The sequence below is a fragment of the Halopenitus persicus genome, from assembly GCF_002355635.1.
Classification (GTDB): Archaea; Halobacteriota; Halobacteria; order Halobacteriales; family Haloferacaceae; genus Halopenitus; species Halopenitus persicus_A.
This window is the reverse complement of sequence record NZ_AP017558.1, coordinates 50,932-66,592: the sequence shown is the minus strand read 5'-3', so window position 1 is coordinate 66,592 and position 15,661 is coordinate 50,932. Positions and strand designations below refer to the sequence as shown.

The 15,661-nt window shown below is 59.6% G+C and carries 12 protein-coding genes and 2 pseudogenes; 7 read left to right on the top strand and 7 right to left on the bottom strand.

Annotated elements, in window-relative coordinates:
• The first annotated feature begins 45 nt into the window (after positions 1 to 45).
• From CPZ00_RS00295 to CPZ00_RS00285, 3 genes are all read left to right on the top strand, one after another.
• Entirely contained in the window at positions 46 to 1,659 is a 1,614-nt protein-coding gene (locus CPZ00_RS00295; protein ID WP_157744142.1) for a DUF7845 domain-containing protein, read from the top strand.
• Positions 1,660 to 1,969: 310 nt separating this feature from the next.
• Entirely contained in the window at positions 1,970 to 2,653 is a 684-nt protein-coding gene (locus CPZ00_RS00290; RefSeq protein WP_096388844.1) for a hypothetical protein, read from the top strand.
• A 39-nt stretch (positions 2,654 to 2,692) separates the two neighbouring features.
• A complete protein-coding gene (locus CPZ00_RS00285; protein ID WP_096388843.1) occupies positions 2,693 to 4,936 on the top strand; it encodes a DEAD/DEAH box helicase in 2,244 nt (747 codons plus the stop codon).
• On the opposite strand, the gene CPZ00_RS00280 is transcribed toward CPZ00_RS00285, so the two are convergent.
• The 3 genes and pseudogenes from CPZ00_RS00280 to CPZ00_RS16195 all read right to left on the bottom strand — a co-directional run.
• The gene (locus CPZ00_RS00280; RefSeq protein WP_096388842.1) at positions 4,937 to 7,864 is read right to left on the bottom strand and encodes a helicase-related protein; all 2,928 of its coding nucleotides are present in this window, start codon (positions 7,862 to 7,864) and stop codon (positions 4,937 to 4,939) included.
• Positions 7,857 to 8,447 (bottom strand): annotated as a pseudogene (locus tag CPZ00_RS16200) (class I SAM-dependent DNA methyltransferase); the annotation flags it as partial. The pseudogene CPZ00_RS16200 and the gene CPZ00_RS00280, both read right to left, overlap by 8 nt.
• Positions 8,448 to 8,534: 87 nt before the next feature.
• Positions 8,535 to 8,855: pseudogene (locus CPZ00_RS16195) on the bottom strand (TaqI-like C-terminal specificity domain-containing protein); the annotation flags it as partial.
• Between the two features lie 71 nt (positions 8,856 to 8,926).
• Between CPZ00_RS16195 and CPZ00_RS15495 the strand changes: the two are divergent.
• A complete protein-coding gene (locus tag CPZ00_RS15495) occupies positions 8,927 to 9,079 on the top strand; it encodes a hypothetical protein (RefSeq protein ID WP_172861719.1) in 153 nt (50 codons plus the stop codon).
• Positions 9,057 to 9,485, top strand: coding sequence for a type II toxin-antitoxin system VapC family toxin (locus CPZ00_RS00270; protein WP_233255106.1), 429 nt, complete (start codon positions 9,057 to 9,059; stop codon positions 9,483 to 9,485). Before CPZ00_RS15495 ends, CPZ00_RS00270 begins: the two co-directional genes overlap by 23 nt.
• Positions 9,486 to 9,630: 145 nt before the next feature.
• Here the strand turns inward: CPZ00_RS00270 and CPZ00_RS00265 are convergent, their stop codons facing one another.
• The 4 genes from CPZ00_RS00265 to CPZ00_RS00250 all read right to left on the bottom strand — a co-directional run bounded on the left by CPZ00_RS00265 (position 9,631) and on the right by CPZ00_RS00250 (position 14,285).
• Positions 9,631 to 10,209 carry a cupin domain-containing protein gene (locus CPZ00_RS00265; protein ID WP_096388839.1) on the bottom strand — a complete coding sequence of 193 codons (579 nt, stop codon included), beginning with the start codon at positions 10,207 to 10,209 and terminating at the stop codon, positions 9,631 to 9,633.
• A gap of 223 nt (positions 10,210 to 10,432) precedes the next feature.
• Entirely contained in the window at positions 10,433 to 11,254 is an 822-nt protein-coding gene (locus CPZ00_RS00260; RefSeq protein WP_096388838.1) for an IS5 family transposase, read from the bottom strand.
• A gap of 292 nt (positions 11,255 to 11,546) precedes the next feature.
• Entirely contained in the window at positions 11,547 to 13,724 is a 2,178-nt protein-coding gene (locus CPZ00_RS00255) for a heavy metal translocating P-type ATPase (RefSeq protein ID WP_096391536.1), read from the bottom strand.
• Positions 13,725 to 13,856: 132 nt separating this feature from the next.
• On the bottom strand, positions 13,857 to 14,285 hold the full coding sequence (locus CPZ00_RS00250; RefSeq protein ID WP_096388837.1) for a universal stress protein: 429 nt from the start codon (positions 14,283 to 14,285) through the stop codon (positions 13,857 to 13,859).
• A gap of 94 nt (positions 14,286 to 14,379) precedes the next feature.
• Here CPZ00_RS00250 and CPZ00_RS00245 point away from each other — a divergent pair, with 94 nt between their 5' ends.
• Entirely contained in the window at positions 14,380 to 15,279 is a 900-nt protein-coding gene (locus CPZ00_RS00245) for a CPBP family intramembrane glutamic endopeptidase (RefSeq protein ID WP_096388836.1), read from the top strand.
• Between the two features lie 75 nt (positions 15,280 to 15,354).
• Positions 15,355 to 15,531, top strand: a complete 177-nt coding sequence (locus tag CPZ00_RS15490; RefSeq protein ID WP_172861717.1) for a hypothetical protein — start codon at positions 15,355 to 15,357, stop codon at positions 15,529 to 15,531.
• Positions 15,532 to 15,661 lie beyond the last annotated feature (130 nt).

Below are 15,661 nucleotides of genomic sequence, written 5' to 3'. Positions count from 1 at the left end.
GCGATCGCTCCGTCTTCGGTCGTCCCCTCTGTGGGGGTGGTCGCGGTGAGCCGACGAAAGCACATCCGGCCCCACGTCCACGAGTCGAAGGTGTTCTTTCACTTCGGCGAGTACGGACTGAGTCCCTACTGGACGCTCCGGAATCTCGTCATTCACGAACTCGACGGTCACGGCGAGGTGACCACTGAGTTCGGCGGCGAGCCGTGGCACGTCGAGATCACCTACTCCGACTCCGGGATCGCGCCTCGTCCCTCCGATGGCGTCGAGCGCGACGTCCTCCGTGACTGGGAACTCCACCTCGACGGGCCTGGCGAGGCAAAGGCCCACTATCAGATCCGTGCCCGATACGACGAGATGCGCGGTCCGGACGGCAAGCAGAAATCGATTCCCTGGCCCGGTGGTGAGGGACTCGATGTCCTCGCGCAGAGTTCCAACATCGGTCTCGACCGTGTCAAGTGGCTGCTTCGTGAGGGGATCGATGCCCTCGCGGACTCCGTCGACGTCGACGTCAATGGCGCGTATTTCCGCCAGCCGCTTCCATCGAGCACCATCACGACCGTCGAGTACTACGTCCGTCTGCTTCGTCAGTACGCACGCAAACTCGCCCGGAGTGACGGCGTGTTCTACCGTCTGATGCACCTGCTCGCCGATGAAACGGGGATGGAGTGGCTCTACAAGGCCGACAATACGGACATCATCGGTCACCGACACGCGTTCGAGCTGCCGCCAGCCGCCGTCGCGAAACTCGGCCCCGACCTCTCGGCCGGCGTCCGGCTGAAGACGTACCACCCGAAACACGTTCGCTCCGAGGAAAGCGACGATGACCCGCTCTCCTCGCCGAAGTACGGCGTCGCGTTTCACAAGTCCATCGACGGCGACTCGCGTCCATGGAGCGAGCGTGACGAGCTCCGTCACGAACTCGAAGACCTCCTCATCAACACGCTGGACTGGGCCAACGTCCCGACCGAGCCCGACCCCACGACGTACGTGGACGACGACCACTTCCAGGTTGAGGCGTCCGACGTCGACGTCGGTCGACGGTCGGACCCCACGCCCGGGCTCGAAGTGCAGCAGGAGACGATGCTGCTCCACGTCCTGGACGACATTACCCCAACGGGAAAGGAGGTACTCGAAGAGGTCGCGACTGACGGCGGGACGCACTATCGTGAGCTCGCCGATGCGACCGACAGCTCCGTGTCGACGATCTATCGCGTCCTCGACGAGATGAACGAGGTCGTGAAATCCGATCGCGGGATGGTCAAATTCACCTCCGAAAAGATCCGCCAGGAGATCGCGGGGATGGTCGACCGACTCAACGACCTGAAGGAGTCGACGGCCGACCGCGTCGCCGAGCTCGCGAACATCGATCTTCGGTCGCGGGCGGATTCGGCCCTCGAGAAGTGGATGGCGACGTATGGTGCCCGCCTCGTGAACGTTCGCGACGGGGATGACCCGGAGACCATCCGATTTGATGCGCTCCTGTCGGAACTGCGCTCGGTCCCGGAACCGCGAATTGAAACGGTTCTCGAGGAGGGACTTGACGCGTGGACGTCGACGGGCCGGGATTCGAGAGCGTTCCACGAACTCCGTGTCGAGGCGGACATCCGTGGTGGTCCCGATGCGAGGGGCCGTCCTGTGAGGTCGATCATCGGCTGGTAGCGCGACGACTCGTGAGTGGCAACACTACCTCGTGGCCCGATTCTTTATAAACTAACCCGCATAACCACCGTTTCGGGTGGAGTCCGGTTTTGCTTCATTTCGGCGATTACACCGTCTCACCGACGGTCGCGGTGATTTCCGTTCCGACCGGATCGGAATATCCCCTTAGGGAGTGTCCCTAAAGGGACATCAAGAAAAAAGACCCCCGCACCGCTGCCGAGTTCCAGGTGATCCATATGAAACGGAGGTTGGGTCGGCGTCGGGTTCGTCGACCCAACCGCTTACACAGCTTCGCCATATCCCACACGGTATGGGTACTCTTGCGATCGATATCGAGACGGCAAGTCCGGACAAGGAGCCATCCAAGCAGGAGCACTTCAGAGATACGAGTTACTTCGAGCTCGTCGCGATCGCGGTGGGATATCGTGACGGGAGCCGGACGGAGTCAGATGTCCTCTTTCGAAAGGGTGGATGGGAACAGGAGCATACAGCGGACCTCCTCGAACGGTTATTTACGTGGTGTGACGGGAGAGGTATCGAGACGGTTCTCACCTATAACGGAAACGGGTTCGACCGCATCCACTTGGAAAACTGGTCCCGATCACTGGACGAGAACGGCGTCACAACCGATATGACGCCGCGAATCGAGTCCCTGTTTGCCGGACATCGGGATCTCGCGGAGCCATCCTTCGACAAGTACCGAAGCCGAATATCGGGCGGCGGAACGAGCTTCGAGAGAATCTGTGAGTGGGAAGACATTGACATCGTAGAAACCAGATATGCCGATTATGACCTTCACGAAAGTGTCTACAAGGAGTACGGGAGCCACGTGAAAGGGCAGCACATCGGTGAATCACTCGGTGAGATGTATGTAGATCTTCACGTGAGTGGGGCAACTGATACGACGACGTATCGGCAGCTAAAACGGATGCTGACGGATTATGCAGCGGGCGACGTGATTCCGCTGTTCGAACTCAACGCTCATCTCTCGTGATAGTGTGTCGATTTTAATAGATAACGGGATGTGTCGTATATGGATGACCTCGGATTTCTCTCTGAAGACGACACGGTCCTCCTCCGTGAGGTGATGGATGCTCACGGGTTTGACTCACTGAAGGAGACCCAACGATTAGCGTTCCGGGATGGCATTCTGGACCCGGGAAATCACCTCCTCGTTGCGGAAACCGGGAACGGGAAAACGCTCTGTGCGGAGGCTGTGACGAAGAAAACGCTACAGGAAGGTGGGAGAGTTGCCTACCTCGTCCCGTCACGACAGCTCGTTCGGGCAAAGGCGGAGACGATCTCGACGTGGGGCGGCGACGACTACGACATCGGATACTGGGACGGTGCCTATCATCGCTCCGACGTCATCGTCGCCACGTTCGACTCCTTCTACCGGGCGATCCTCAACAATACGGGGCGAGCACGGAACCTCGACCTGGTCGTTCTCGACGACTTTCACGAGATATACGGGAATTTCCGCGGTCCCGACATCGAGAAGTCGATCGGGGCCGCGATGTACGAGGGGATCGAGGTGTTCGCGATGAGTGCCACGGTAGGGAACCCCGAGGAGCTGGCGAGTTGGATGGATGCCGATTACACGGTCAGTCCAGAAGGACGCCAGATCGAAATCAAGGAACGGGTTATTGACGTGGGTGGACGGGAGAAGAAGGAGGCGATCGTCGATGTGCTTCGCCAGGAGCGGGAGAAGGCCCCGTTTCTCGTCTTCAACTACGCGAAACCCTGGACGGAGTCGAGAGCGAAGCGCACAGCGCAGACGCGGATGTTCGAGACCGACTCCGACCGGGACTACCGCCAGGAAATGCGTCATCGGGTCAACGGCGAGGTAACCGAGACGCTCGAGGACCTCGGCGCGATGATGAACGCCGGCGTCGCGTTCCACCACGCCGACCTGCCGCGTGACATTCAAGAGTGGATCATCGACCTCTACAAGGAGGGCGAGATCCTGTGTCTGTTCGCGACGACGACCATCGCATACGGCTTTGATGCACCGGTGCAAAGCGTGCTCGTCGCGGATATCACCCGAGGCCCGAGAGATGTGGGTGTCTGGGAATACGTCCAGTGGATCGGACGAGCCGCTCGTCCTGGCTACGGCTACGATGTCGGCTACGCCTATACGCTGACCGACGAGCCCCAGGAGACGACCGAACGGTACCTCGAGCCGCATCGCAAGCTCGAGCCCGTCCGGACCCACTTCGAGAACAGGGAGCAGTTCCGTTGGCTGCTGTTACAGCTGGTCGTTACCGGCTGGGATACGCCCCACGAGATCGAGGCGTTCGTCAAGGAACTCCTGTACTGGGAACAGATGACGCAGATCGGTGCGTGGGGTCGACAACACGAGCCGCGTGACGAGCGACTGAACGACCGCCTTCGATCAACCGCGGATTGGCTCGACACCGAGGACTTCATCGACGAGAAACAGACCGCCCGACAGTTTCTGGCGACCACACTCGGGGAGGGGGCCGTCTCGTTCGCGTTCAACTCGTTTGTGAGCGCGCCGCTCTCGACGGTGAAGGCATTCTACCGCTGGGTTGAGGAGACGCCACACGACGGCGTCACGCCGCTTACGTTGACGGAGACGGTCGCGCGGTTGTTCGACGAGACGCTGAGTGCGACGAGTGCATCGAGCGAGCTCACGGGCCACCTCCAAGAGCACGACCTCCAACCGGAGCAGCCGGCGATAACCGCAGGCGTCATCTGCTGGTACTGGATGCAGAATATGGACAACCGCGAGATAGAGGACCGGACGAACGTCGACGCGGCGTATATCTCCAGTACCGCGCGGAAGCTCTCGGATGCCGTGGATGCGACCAAGTACCTGACCGAGGCAGCGCCGAATGCCCGACAACCGGAGTGGTTCGACACCCACGTCTTCCGCATCAAGCGGGGCGTCCGTCGCGACGAAGTTCCCTTCGTCGAGAACGTGCGGGGACTCGGACGATATCGGGTACGGATGCTTCGGCAGTACTTGGAACGGTCGGACATTCCCGGAATCGACGGTCAGCTTGAGGGCTCCCTCTGGGAGATGCTGGTTCAGTTCCGTGAGAGCGTCGGATCGGCGGAGTTCTTCGAGGATACGCTCCGCGGGAACGTTGGTGGGATCGGTGACAAGACGGCCGAACGACTCCGTGAGTTCGTCGAAAGCGGTAGCATCGGCGACGAGTATCGCGAACAGGCTTCCGGGCCGGTTACCCCACGAAACGGCGACGGCGGAGAGACTGAGTTCACCCGCGGGACGCGGCTCGACGACTTCTGATCAGTCCGTGCGAAGCACGAACGCGGCCGTGACTAACTCCGGTTCTTCCGGGGTGACGTGCTGTTCCTCCTCGAGTCGCTCCAGCTCTGCCCTTCGCTCACGGCGGAGCGACTCCAGTTGCTGTTTGGCGTTTCCGATCGGCGCGGACATATCCTTCCCATGTTCGGCCTGCTGTTCGTAGGTCGCCAGACGCTCTTCCCAGTCCGCAATCTCCTCCTCGAAGTGCCGTTCCGCGTGGGTCTGTTTGATTTCGACTTCCCGCTCCCGTTCCTCGCGGGCCTCCTCGGCAAACGATTCGACCTGGTCCCACGCTTCCATCTGTGCGACGTTGTGGAGCTGTTCTGCCCGTGACGCGAGGCGGCTGAGGCCGGAGTCGTTTGCGACGTCATCGGGAGATACCGTGTCCGCGATCTCCGGTTCCTCAGTCGTGACGTCGGCGTCTTCCGTGACGTACAGTGGGACGAGCTTCTCCGTCACGACGTCGCCGGCACCCGACACGTATCCGAGTCGATACGTGAAGAGGATACCTGGGGTGGTCTCCGGATCAGCCGCGACGGTGGCGGTGATCCGCCCGTCGACCCGGTCGGAGTTGAGACAGAAGTCGATGAGCGACTGGACGAGGGGGTGGTCGAGAGCGATGAACTCGACGTCGTCGGCCTCCATCGCGACGTCCTTCGTGAACGTCGCCCGTTCGTAGCGCCCGTCGACCCGGTCACCCGAGAGGACGTTCGGGACGTCCAGCTGGTAGACGTCCCCACCCGAACGGGCAGGTCCCGGACGAACGCCCTTGATCGAACCGCCGAACGCGTCGAAGAACTCGCGAACGAGAACTTCGATGTCGTCCTCGCTCACCTCGCCGTGTTGGCTGCGCTCGATGACGTCGAGGATCTCCTCGTCGCCCTCCGAGAGGTCGAATCGGTCGCGGATGAGGAACTCCTTCTCGACGGTCGTGAGCGCCTCCCTGCGTTCCTCTATGGTCGCCTCGACGTCCGCGACGACCTCGTCGGTCGGCGTCCCGTCCGCGATCGCGGACATAATCGTTTCGTCAAGGTCGATATCCTCCAGAACGCGACCCATCACGTCCGAGCGCATCCCGAGGTCGGACTCGATCTGGTCGGTCTTCTCGATGAGCAGCGAGAGGATCTCGCTTTCTCGCGTGTCCTTGAAGAAGAGGTTGCGTATCTCGACGGTGTGTTCCTGGCCGTACCGGTGGAGACGTCCCATACGCTGGTCGATCCGGATGGGATTCCACGGAAGGTCGTAGTTCACCATAATGTGGGCGAACTGGAGGTTGAGCCCCTCCTGAGCGGCGTCAGTCGCGAGCATAAGGTTCGCCTCCTCCTCGAACTTCTCCATCTCTCGGCGCCGCCGCGCTTGGTCGAGGTCGCCGTACACTTGGGCGACGTCGTGGTCCGCGAATATCTGGTCGCGAAGGTATTCGAGAGTGTCCGTGTATTCGGTGAAGATGAGGATCTTCTCGTCGGGGTCCTCCCGCAGGATGCGGTCGACGAACTGCTTGAGGAGACTGGCTTTCGAGTCGGTCTCTATCGCCTTCGCTTGTTCCCAGAGCCGCGTGACGCGTTCGAGTTCCTCCTGCACCTGCTCGGGGTTCTGTGTGACTGTGACCGTTTCGAGGGCCTCCTCGACGCGGGAGCGCTCGGCGTCGGTGAGGGTCTCGGGCTCGGTTCGGTATCTAGGGATGAGTTCCTGGACGTCGTCCGGGAGGGTTTGGCCGACCCCGTCGTTTTGGATGGCCCGCATCCGGTTTTCAAGCGACTTTCGGATGGCATAGATGCTCGACACCAGCCGCTTCTGGTAGATCACCATCGTGAACCCGGCGGCTTGGTTGTCTTCCTGGCGGGCGAGGTTGTAGTACTCGCGGATGTACTCGGTGACGTCGTCGTACAGCTTGCGCTCGGCCGGGGACATATCGACGCCGAGGGCCTCGATGTTCTTCTCGGGGAACATACGGGTCCCGTCGGTGTCGTGCATATCGTCCTTCAGCCGGCGGATCATCAGGTCGTCGAGGGCGTCGGGAGAGATCTGGGACTCGTGGCCGAATCGGTACGGGTCAAGCAGGCCGATCAGGAAGTAGAACTGGTCGGATTTGCCCTTGTGCGGCGTGCCGGTGAGCAGCAGGAGCGCGTCGGAGTTGGTCGCAACGGCCTCACCCACCTGGTAGCGCTGGGTGCGTTCCATCGAATCGTCGCTCGACCGGCGGGCGGTGAGATGGTGTGCCTCGTCGAAGACGGCGACGTCCCACTCGGGTTCGAGGTTCCGGAGGGCTTCGAGGACGTCGTCCTGCTTGGCGAAGTCGACGGAAGTGATGATGAGGTCCTCTTGGGCCCAGACGTTCTGATTCGGGTGGGATTTACGGTGCGTTCGGACCGTCTCGCGGTCGTAGACCACGAAGTTGCGGTCGAACTTCTCGCGCATCTCCGCCTGCCACTGGACGGTGAGCGGTGCGGGCGCGACGATGAGCACGCGATCGGCGCGACCGCGGGCGATGAGCTCTTCGATGACGATGCCAGCCTCGATCGTCTTCCCGAGCCCGACCTCGTCGCCAATGAGGTAGCGGTGGTCGTAGGAGTTCAGGATCTCGTAGGCGGCCTGGACCTGGTACGGTTCGATCTCGATGCGGTTGTTCGTGAGCGAGAGGAAGCGGTCGTATCGATACGCGAGGTCGAGGCGGGTTGCACGCTCTCGAAGGTCGTGGTGGAGGGGATCGTCGATCTGTGTTGCTGCGAGGCGGTCGACGATCGAATCGAGTTTCTCGATATGGGGGAGGCCGCTCGGGAGCTTGCGGAGTTCGCCCTCAGTCGTGTAGACGTGGAGCAGGTAGCTCCCGTTTGGCCGGTCCTCAATCTTTGTGATCTCGCCTTTCCCACCGGCAAACGTGACGTGATCGCCGACCTCGTAGTCAGTCATCCTGAACCGCGTCCTCGACGATCGCGATCTCCTCATCGGTGAGGTCGTAGAGGTCGTAGACGATCTCGTCGATGAGTTGGTCGGTCTTCGCTATTTTCTCGTCGAGCTCGTCGGCACGGTCCTTCGTCTCGATGAACCGATTCAGATCGTCGGCGACATCGTTGGGATCGGGCAGGGTGATCGCCTTCAGGCGGTCGATCAGAGAGTTGGTCTTCGTCGCGTTATCGCGGAACCCGCCGATCTCGTTATCGACGGCGACGGGGACGAATGCCTCCACGAGCGCCGCCTCTTCGTTGCTTAAATCTGTAAGCGTGAATGCCTTGAAATAGTCCGTCTCTGTGTATCCGTAGGAATCCGTCTCAAATCGGTCTTCCTCTTCTGGTTTGTAGCGTGCTGTCGCCTCTATTGTGACAGCTCGACCATCACGCTCAACGCGGACGCGCTCGACTTGGAGCTTCTCGTAATCTTCAGTAGTAGAGTCTAGAATATTTTTTGTGTTTGGTTGGAAGAAGCCAATATCGGGGAGGTTAGGGCCTTCAATATAGTTGCCAAGATAATCAAGAAGGCTGAGGTTGAGAGAGTCACGATTGCTCCGGTACTGGATCAATTTTTCTACTTCTTCAGACAGAGTAGCTGGTATCCGGTCTACTGGGATCCCTATTGACTTGACATAATCCTTTGTATACCGATAGTAACCACCTCGAAGAACATTACTAGTTCTCGTTATATAATACCAGACAAGTGTTGAGTTAAGAAGACCAACTACTGGGTATGGATCAATCTTAGAGGGCAAGCTCGGGCTGTAGACCATATTTGAATAATAAAGATCTCCTTCCGAATCATATGCTACCTCTCCTTGTTTGACGATCTGACCAAAGACTATCTTCGTTCTCTCAAATCTTCCGGGATTCCGAGGACACCAGTGAGCATACCATGTCTCAAACTCTTGATCTTCTCCGCCACGTTCAGAGAGTTCCGATTTATTAAACAAAACGGCACCTCTATTGCTCGGGCGATACGTCCCACCAGTAACCTTTTGCGAATCGGTAGGTAAGATTTGGTATGAGTCTCACCTCGGACGACTTCGAGGAGTTCGTTTCCTCGGATCCTGATGATGACGAGACGGTCCCGCTCGGACAGGCGTTGTCAGAGTTGGGTCTTGATGTTGAGGTCGACTCCGTTGAGGCCGTTCGTGACATCCGCGAACGGTTATGAGGATCCTCCTCGACCCAACGTCCTCGTCGCAGCAGTCACTCGGGATACTGATCGGTCTGACGAAGCGATCGAGCTACTTGATCACGCCGACGATCCACTCGTTTCCGTTCTCAGCCTGATGGAACTGCGGAGCGTTCTGAGCAAAAAGAAACAGTTCGAACGGGATCGAATTGATGCGATCGAGGATCGAATAACGTCCCGAATGACTGTGACTTTCCCCGATGCCTCAGATGTGATGGCAGCGAACCGCCTCCAATCGAAAACGCTGTTGTACCCGATGGACGCGATGATCCTTGCAGCAGCTGACGCTGCCGACGCAACGCTCGTCTCGTTTGACTCTGAATTAGTCGATCAGGGAGCAGAACTTCCTCAACAATTGCTTGACGAGGGTGCGGATATAACATAGATATCATAGAACAGTTCGTAGACCTGATTCACCGCTATTATTGATCGGTCAGTACAAGTGAACGATCTAACGTGGAACACCCCGAACTATCCACCAACTGGTAAGATACGGGTGCAAGATACAGAGCGTGGATTCATCACGCCGGTCATGGGGTTGTTTCAGGGGAGCGTTCCTCCCTCGCGCCCGTGACGTCTCGTGGGTACTGGTGATGTGATTTCAGTCCGACAATTCGAGCGACTACGGCGAGAATCGGAAACATGACACGCTGGAGGGCCCGTGGCGGTTGCGCGGGAACGACCACATTCGGGTACGCTCGGACCAGAAGGACCGTCTGAAGGAGGCCGGTGACGCCCGAGAGTTCACCGACCGCGTGGACGGCGGCAAACCGTGCGGTCAGGAACGCTCGCCACTGCCCGGAGGGTGTCACTGCGCGTCTGAACCGGGCCGATTCCGCCTCCGTATACGACACGTGGGGCGTTGCTGGCGGAATAACGACTTCCTCATCCGCGCCAATCTGGTGGACCTCTCCATCGATTTCTACAACCAGCCGCCCCTCACTTACCTCAAACCGTTCCTCAGTGTCGGGATGGTAGTGTACTGGCGGTGGCTCAATATGTGCCGGTCGCACTTCGTCCCAGACCAATCGCTCCTCGGTGGAGGCAGATTCATCGAACACGATTTCCTCACCAGTCTCCGGATTGACAATCTTCGTCGGAAGAGCCATATTATCCTCTTTACCGTGGCTATTGTTAACTATTCCTAGTTGCCATCAGGCCTGATGAATACGCGCCCTGTATCTTGCACCGCAATCCAAACATCATCTGAAACTAGTAGGAGTACCGACGGTCAGTTCGCACGCTCATTCTCACGGCTAATTCACCGGGTTTTGCGTACAAAAAATATCTTAGAATAGTTGGCTCTGTAGTTTCGGTACACTGCGGTCGATTTCACGGATATCGGACGCTCCGGCGAAGGTTGTAGACGGTGGCTTTCAGCAGCATTTCACGGAACTCGAGCCACCAGTTTCGCGCACGCACGGCGGAGCCGAGCGAGCGCTTAATCGACGAGAAGACGGTTTCAGACATCGATCGCTGGTGGTAGCGATCACCGTCCAGACGGGCGTTATGGGCGTGATCTAGTGGGTTCATAATCCGGTGTTTGATCAGCGGTCTGATGCCGTTTTCACGAAGTTCGTCGCGGAAGGCTTTCGCGTCGTAGCCGCGATCAGCAGCGAGGCTCCGCAGGTCGCCGGCGTTGCGCCGAGCGACCTGCGGGCCGATCTTCGCATCGTGTTTTTTCGAGGTGGGTGAGTGGATGTCGGTGATGTACAGCGTTTCGACATCACCGAGAGCGGTGACTTTCAGCGCTCGAACGCGGTAGTTCGTGCGGGTGGCGTAATGGCGGCTGGGCTGGTCACGGTCGAAGTCAGTCGAATCGATGGCGGCGTGGCCGGTGCGTTTCTCGGCTGACGCGCCGAGAAACGCACGCCACGTCGTAGTGGGAATCCGTTCAAACCACGTGCGGAGCACGGTGTAGTGCGGAAGTCTGGTGAGGCCGATCTCCTCAAGGACGCCGGGCATTTCCGAGAGCAAATCGACCGCGACACGGTAGGATTTGCCCAGTTCAATGCGGAGTGCGTGCACGGTGAGCATCGCCCATTCGGCGAACCCGCCTCCCCCTTCGGGGTCGGCGGGTTCGTCTGGATTAGCGACAACTGATTTAGCCTTCGCCACCGTAACACGCGTGAAGAGACGGATTTCGGATGTCACACCGATCCGTCTCTTCGCTTTCTACAGCAATAACCCAGTCGTCGCCGTTGCGTCTAGCGAACCTACAGAGCCAAGTCTGCCGGACTCCTTGAGGCTAAAACAACTCAGGGAGTCCGTATATGATGGAGGATAGGAGTACCGGGGGCTTGGCACTCCCAGCAGTCCCACCCGCCACAGTCCGTGAACCCCACACGGATTCTCACCGCGTCGGGGTTCGGTGGAACTGCAAACCTGACATCTCCAACGCTCAGGATTCCTCCGCGTGAACGCGGAGGAGGATGTCAAAAACTGCTCACTTGCGGTAGCCAAGTAACCGAAGACCGTTCAGAGAAACGAGCACTGTGGATCCCTCGTGACCGACCACCGCCAGCGGCAAGGGGATACCCCGTAGCAGGATTGTGCCGACCATCAGCGCGATCGCACCGAACGCGATCGCGAGATTGACTGAAAGCGTTCGTCGGGTTGTGCGGCCTAAACCGAGAACGTAGGGGATCTTGCTCAGATCGTCGCCCATCAATACCACGTCGGCAGTGTCGAGCGCGACGTCGGTTCCAGCGCCGCCCATCGCGATGCCGAGCGTCGCCGTCGCCAGCGCCGGGGCGTCGTTGACGCCGTCGCCGACCATCGCCACGTTCTCGTGCTGGTCGACCAAGGCCTCGATGGTCGCCACCTTCTCCTCCGGTAGCAGTTCGGCCTGGACCTCGTCGATGCCGACCTCCTCGGCGATCCGCTGGGCGACGCGCTCGTTGTCGCCCGTCAGCATAACGATGTGTTCCACACCGAGCGAACGGAGGTCCTCGATCATCTCCGCGGCGCCAGAGCGGACCGTGTCGGTAAACGCAAGCCACCCCAACACGGTGGCCCCGTCGCCGTTTTCTCGAGCGACGATAACGCTCGTTTTCCCCTCCGACTCGAGCGACTGGAGTCGGTCCAAGCCGGGGTCGAGTCCCTCGATCGCTGCGCCGTCGAGGATAGTCCCGAAGTAACTCCGATTTCCGATGTGAATGGTGCTGTCTTCGACGGCAGCCCGGACGCCCTTCCCCGCAGCTGACTGAAAGCGCTGTGCGTTGGGAATATCGAGTGCCCGTTCTTCTGCCGCTGTCACCGTCGCACGAGCGAGGTGGTGCTCCGAGCGGGCCTGTACTGCAGCGCCGAGCGCGAGCAGCCCGTCGTCAGTAAGTGGCACGTCTGCTGTCTCGCGGACAAAGACGTCCGTTAGCTGTGTATTACCCTGCGTGAGCGTCCCCGTCTTGTCGAAGGCGACCGCGTCGATGTTCGCTGCTGTCTCGACGTGCTCGCCACCCTTGAACAGAACGCCCTGTCTCCCCGCAGAGGCAATCGCCGACAGAACGGCTGCCGGCGTCGAGATGATGACCGCACACGGCGAGGCGGCAACCATCAGGGTCATCGCACGGTAGAACGTACTCGTGAACTCGCCACCGAGCGCCAATGGAATCGCAATTGCGGCGACCGTGAGCCCGAACACGCCGAGGACGTACGGCTGTTCGAGACGGTCGATGAGCCGCTGCGTCGGGGCTTTCTCACTCTGAACGTTCTCGACCATATCGATGAGTCGACTGATAGCCGACTCGTGAGCCTGCCGAGTGACTTCGATCTCGAGACTTCCGCTCTCATTGATCGTTCCCCCGAAGACTTCGTCGCCTGGTTCCTTCGGCACGGGGACGGACTCGCCGGTGAGCGACGCTTGGTCGACTGTCCCCTCGCCGGCTGTCACGGTGCCGTCCAGCGGAATTTTGTCACCGGGGCGGACGATGAACACGTCACCGACGGCGACGTCGTCGATCGGGACGATAACCTCTTCCCCATCGCGGAGGACCTGCGCTTCGTCCGGCCGCATCTCGACGAGGGACTTGATCGCCCGCCGCGACCGACCGATCGCGTAGTGTTGGAGGGCGTTCGACAGCGAAAACAAAAAGAGGAGCATCGCGCCCTCGAACGGTGCGCCAATCGAGAGCGCACCGAGCGCAGCGACGATCATCAATAAGTCGATATCGACACGGTGGTCGCGAAGTGTCTCGATTGCGCCTTTGAGCCCGTACCAGCCGCCAAAGGTGTACGCGACGCCGTAGCCGGCCCATATGAGGAGTGTCGGTCCGTCAAGCCAGCCCGTTGCAAGGCCGGTCACCATCCCGAGCAGCGTCAGCCCAACAAACACCGCCTCCCGTCGAAGTTCCGAGCGGATGCTTTCGTCGCCCGTGTCCGACTCGGCCTCATCCCGGATCGAGACGGCGCGGTCACGGACTGCGTCTCGAATCTTGGTTTCGGATGTGACGCTCCCATCATAAGTGATCCGAGCGCTTCCCGTTCGGAAGGAGACCTCAACATCGTGGACGCCGGAAAGGTTCTGGAGATGGCGCTCGAGTGCCCGTGCTCCCGCCTCACCACGACCGCCTCGGCGTTCTATTGAGATGGTACAGATGGACAGCGAGGGGGATTCAGTAACGGCCACGTTCTCTAGTTCTCTGGTTTGATTGGCGTTCACCTTTTTGGAATGCTTGCGAGCATCCGTCCGTTCGCACACGATTTCGGAGCTTCGAGCCCGTAGGGACCACTGATATGTACCTTCTCTGAGACGGTCGGGTCATCCGACGATCGTCACTGGAATATGTGCCCGACGGGTGACTATCTCGGCAACGCTGCCGAGGAGTGTCCGGTCGATCCCTGAACGGCCGTGACTCCCCATAACGATCTGATCGACGTTATGGCCGTCAGCATAGTCGATGATCGTCCGTGGAGGTCTGCCAACTTCCGTGACGGTGTCGATGTCGCGACCGTGTTCTGCCGCGAGGTCTACGGCCGTCGTTTGGATATGTGCTGCGCGTTCCTGTGCGTTCTCGTACCAGTCCTCAGCGACTGGCAAGCCACCAGCCTCGACGTCGATCACCGAGTCAATAGGGTTGATGACGTATATCGTCGTGATAGTCGCATCCGGGAACGTCTCGATAGCGTACGTCAATGCACGCTCGGCAAGCGGAGACCCATCAAAAGCGACCAGAATGTTGGGAGGCATATGACCCAGATTCGAGCCGACCCGAAAAGAGTGTACTGTCCAGGGTCAACGTCTAGGCCTACCGTTAAGTAGAGTCTCGATCACAAATTTGGTAATGAAGTACAGTCTTCGTCGCTGGATCGATCAGCATCGTCTCCTAAGCTTCGTCGCAATCGCATATGCGTTCACGTGGACGATCCAAGGCGCGCTCGCCTATTCAGGTATGGAAGCTTCTTGGACGCACTCGATCCTGATCGGATTCGGTGGGTTCGGCCCCCCAATCGGTGCGGCCGTCGTCATCTGGGCCTCCGGGGGCAGCCTCCGCACCTGGGTCGGCCAGATGTTCAAGTGGCGTATCGGTGCGAAATGGTGGACACTTGCGCTTGGACTTCCGTTCGTTATCCTCTCGCTCGGCGTCCTGCTGTTCGTCTTGGCCGGTGGCCCAATCGACCTCACCGAGTTTGAATCACCACTCATCTACCTCTTCGCGATGGCGTGGGGGACCGTGTGGGGTGGCGGTCAAGAAGACCTCGGCTGGCGTGGCTTCATGCTGCCCATCCTCCAGGACTCCTACAGCGCACTGACCTCGAGTGTCATCGTGGGGGTCACGTGGGCCGCTTGGCACCTCCCGCTGTTCCTGAATGCCACGACCACCCACGGCGGCTGGCCGCTCTCCCAGCAGCTTCTCTGGATGGTCTCTATACTTGCTGGCTCGATTCTCTGGACGTGGATGTACAACAGCACCGGCGGCAGCGTCCTCGCCGTCGCGGTGTTCCACGCCGGCGTCAATGCGATGGGAATCTTCCACCCCGCCGATCCAGAGGCGCTCATTCCGAACGGCGTGCCAGATCCCTGGTTGAACCTGCTCGCTGAAGTGACAGGGGCTGTCCCGCTCGTGCTGATCGCCGCTCTCTTGGTAGTCATCCACGGGAGCGATCGCCTCGCCAATCGGGAGCCACCAACGCCCCAAGATGCTGGCCTCCCACCAGAATCTCAATCGACAGGAGCTCAGTGAGAGGCGCCAACGCAGAGTCCTGCCGCTTCATACGAGTGGACAAAGAATTAACGTGTTATTCGTTGAATAGCGCGTATGGACATTCGACGCAATCTCTACGTAGCCGCGTTTGTCGGCGCGTCGCTATCGTACATTTTCAACGTCCTCGCTTTCACAGGCACCTTCAATGTCTTCCGATGGTTCGTGTTTGCAGTCATCTTTCTCGGATTCACGTACGGGTTCGAGAAGTTCATCAAGTGGCAGACTGAATGACGAACCGGGAACTCGTCCCCGATTGCGGTCGATGGGCAACTCCACGGAGGAATGGGCCGGTACGACTGACCAGCAAGGGAGCAATTGTTGTCACAGTTCCCCGAACATCAAGTCACGACGTCGAGACCGT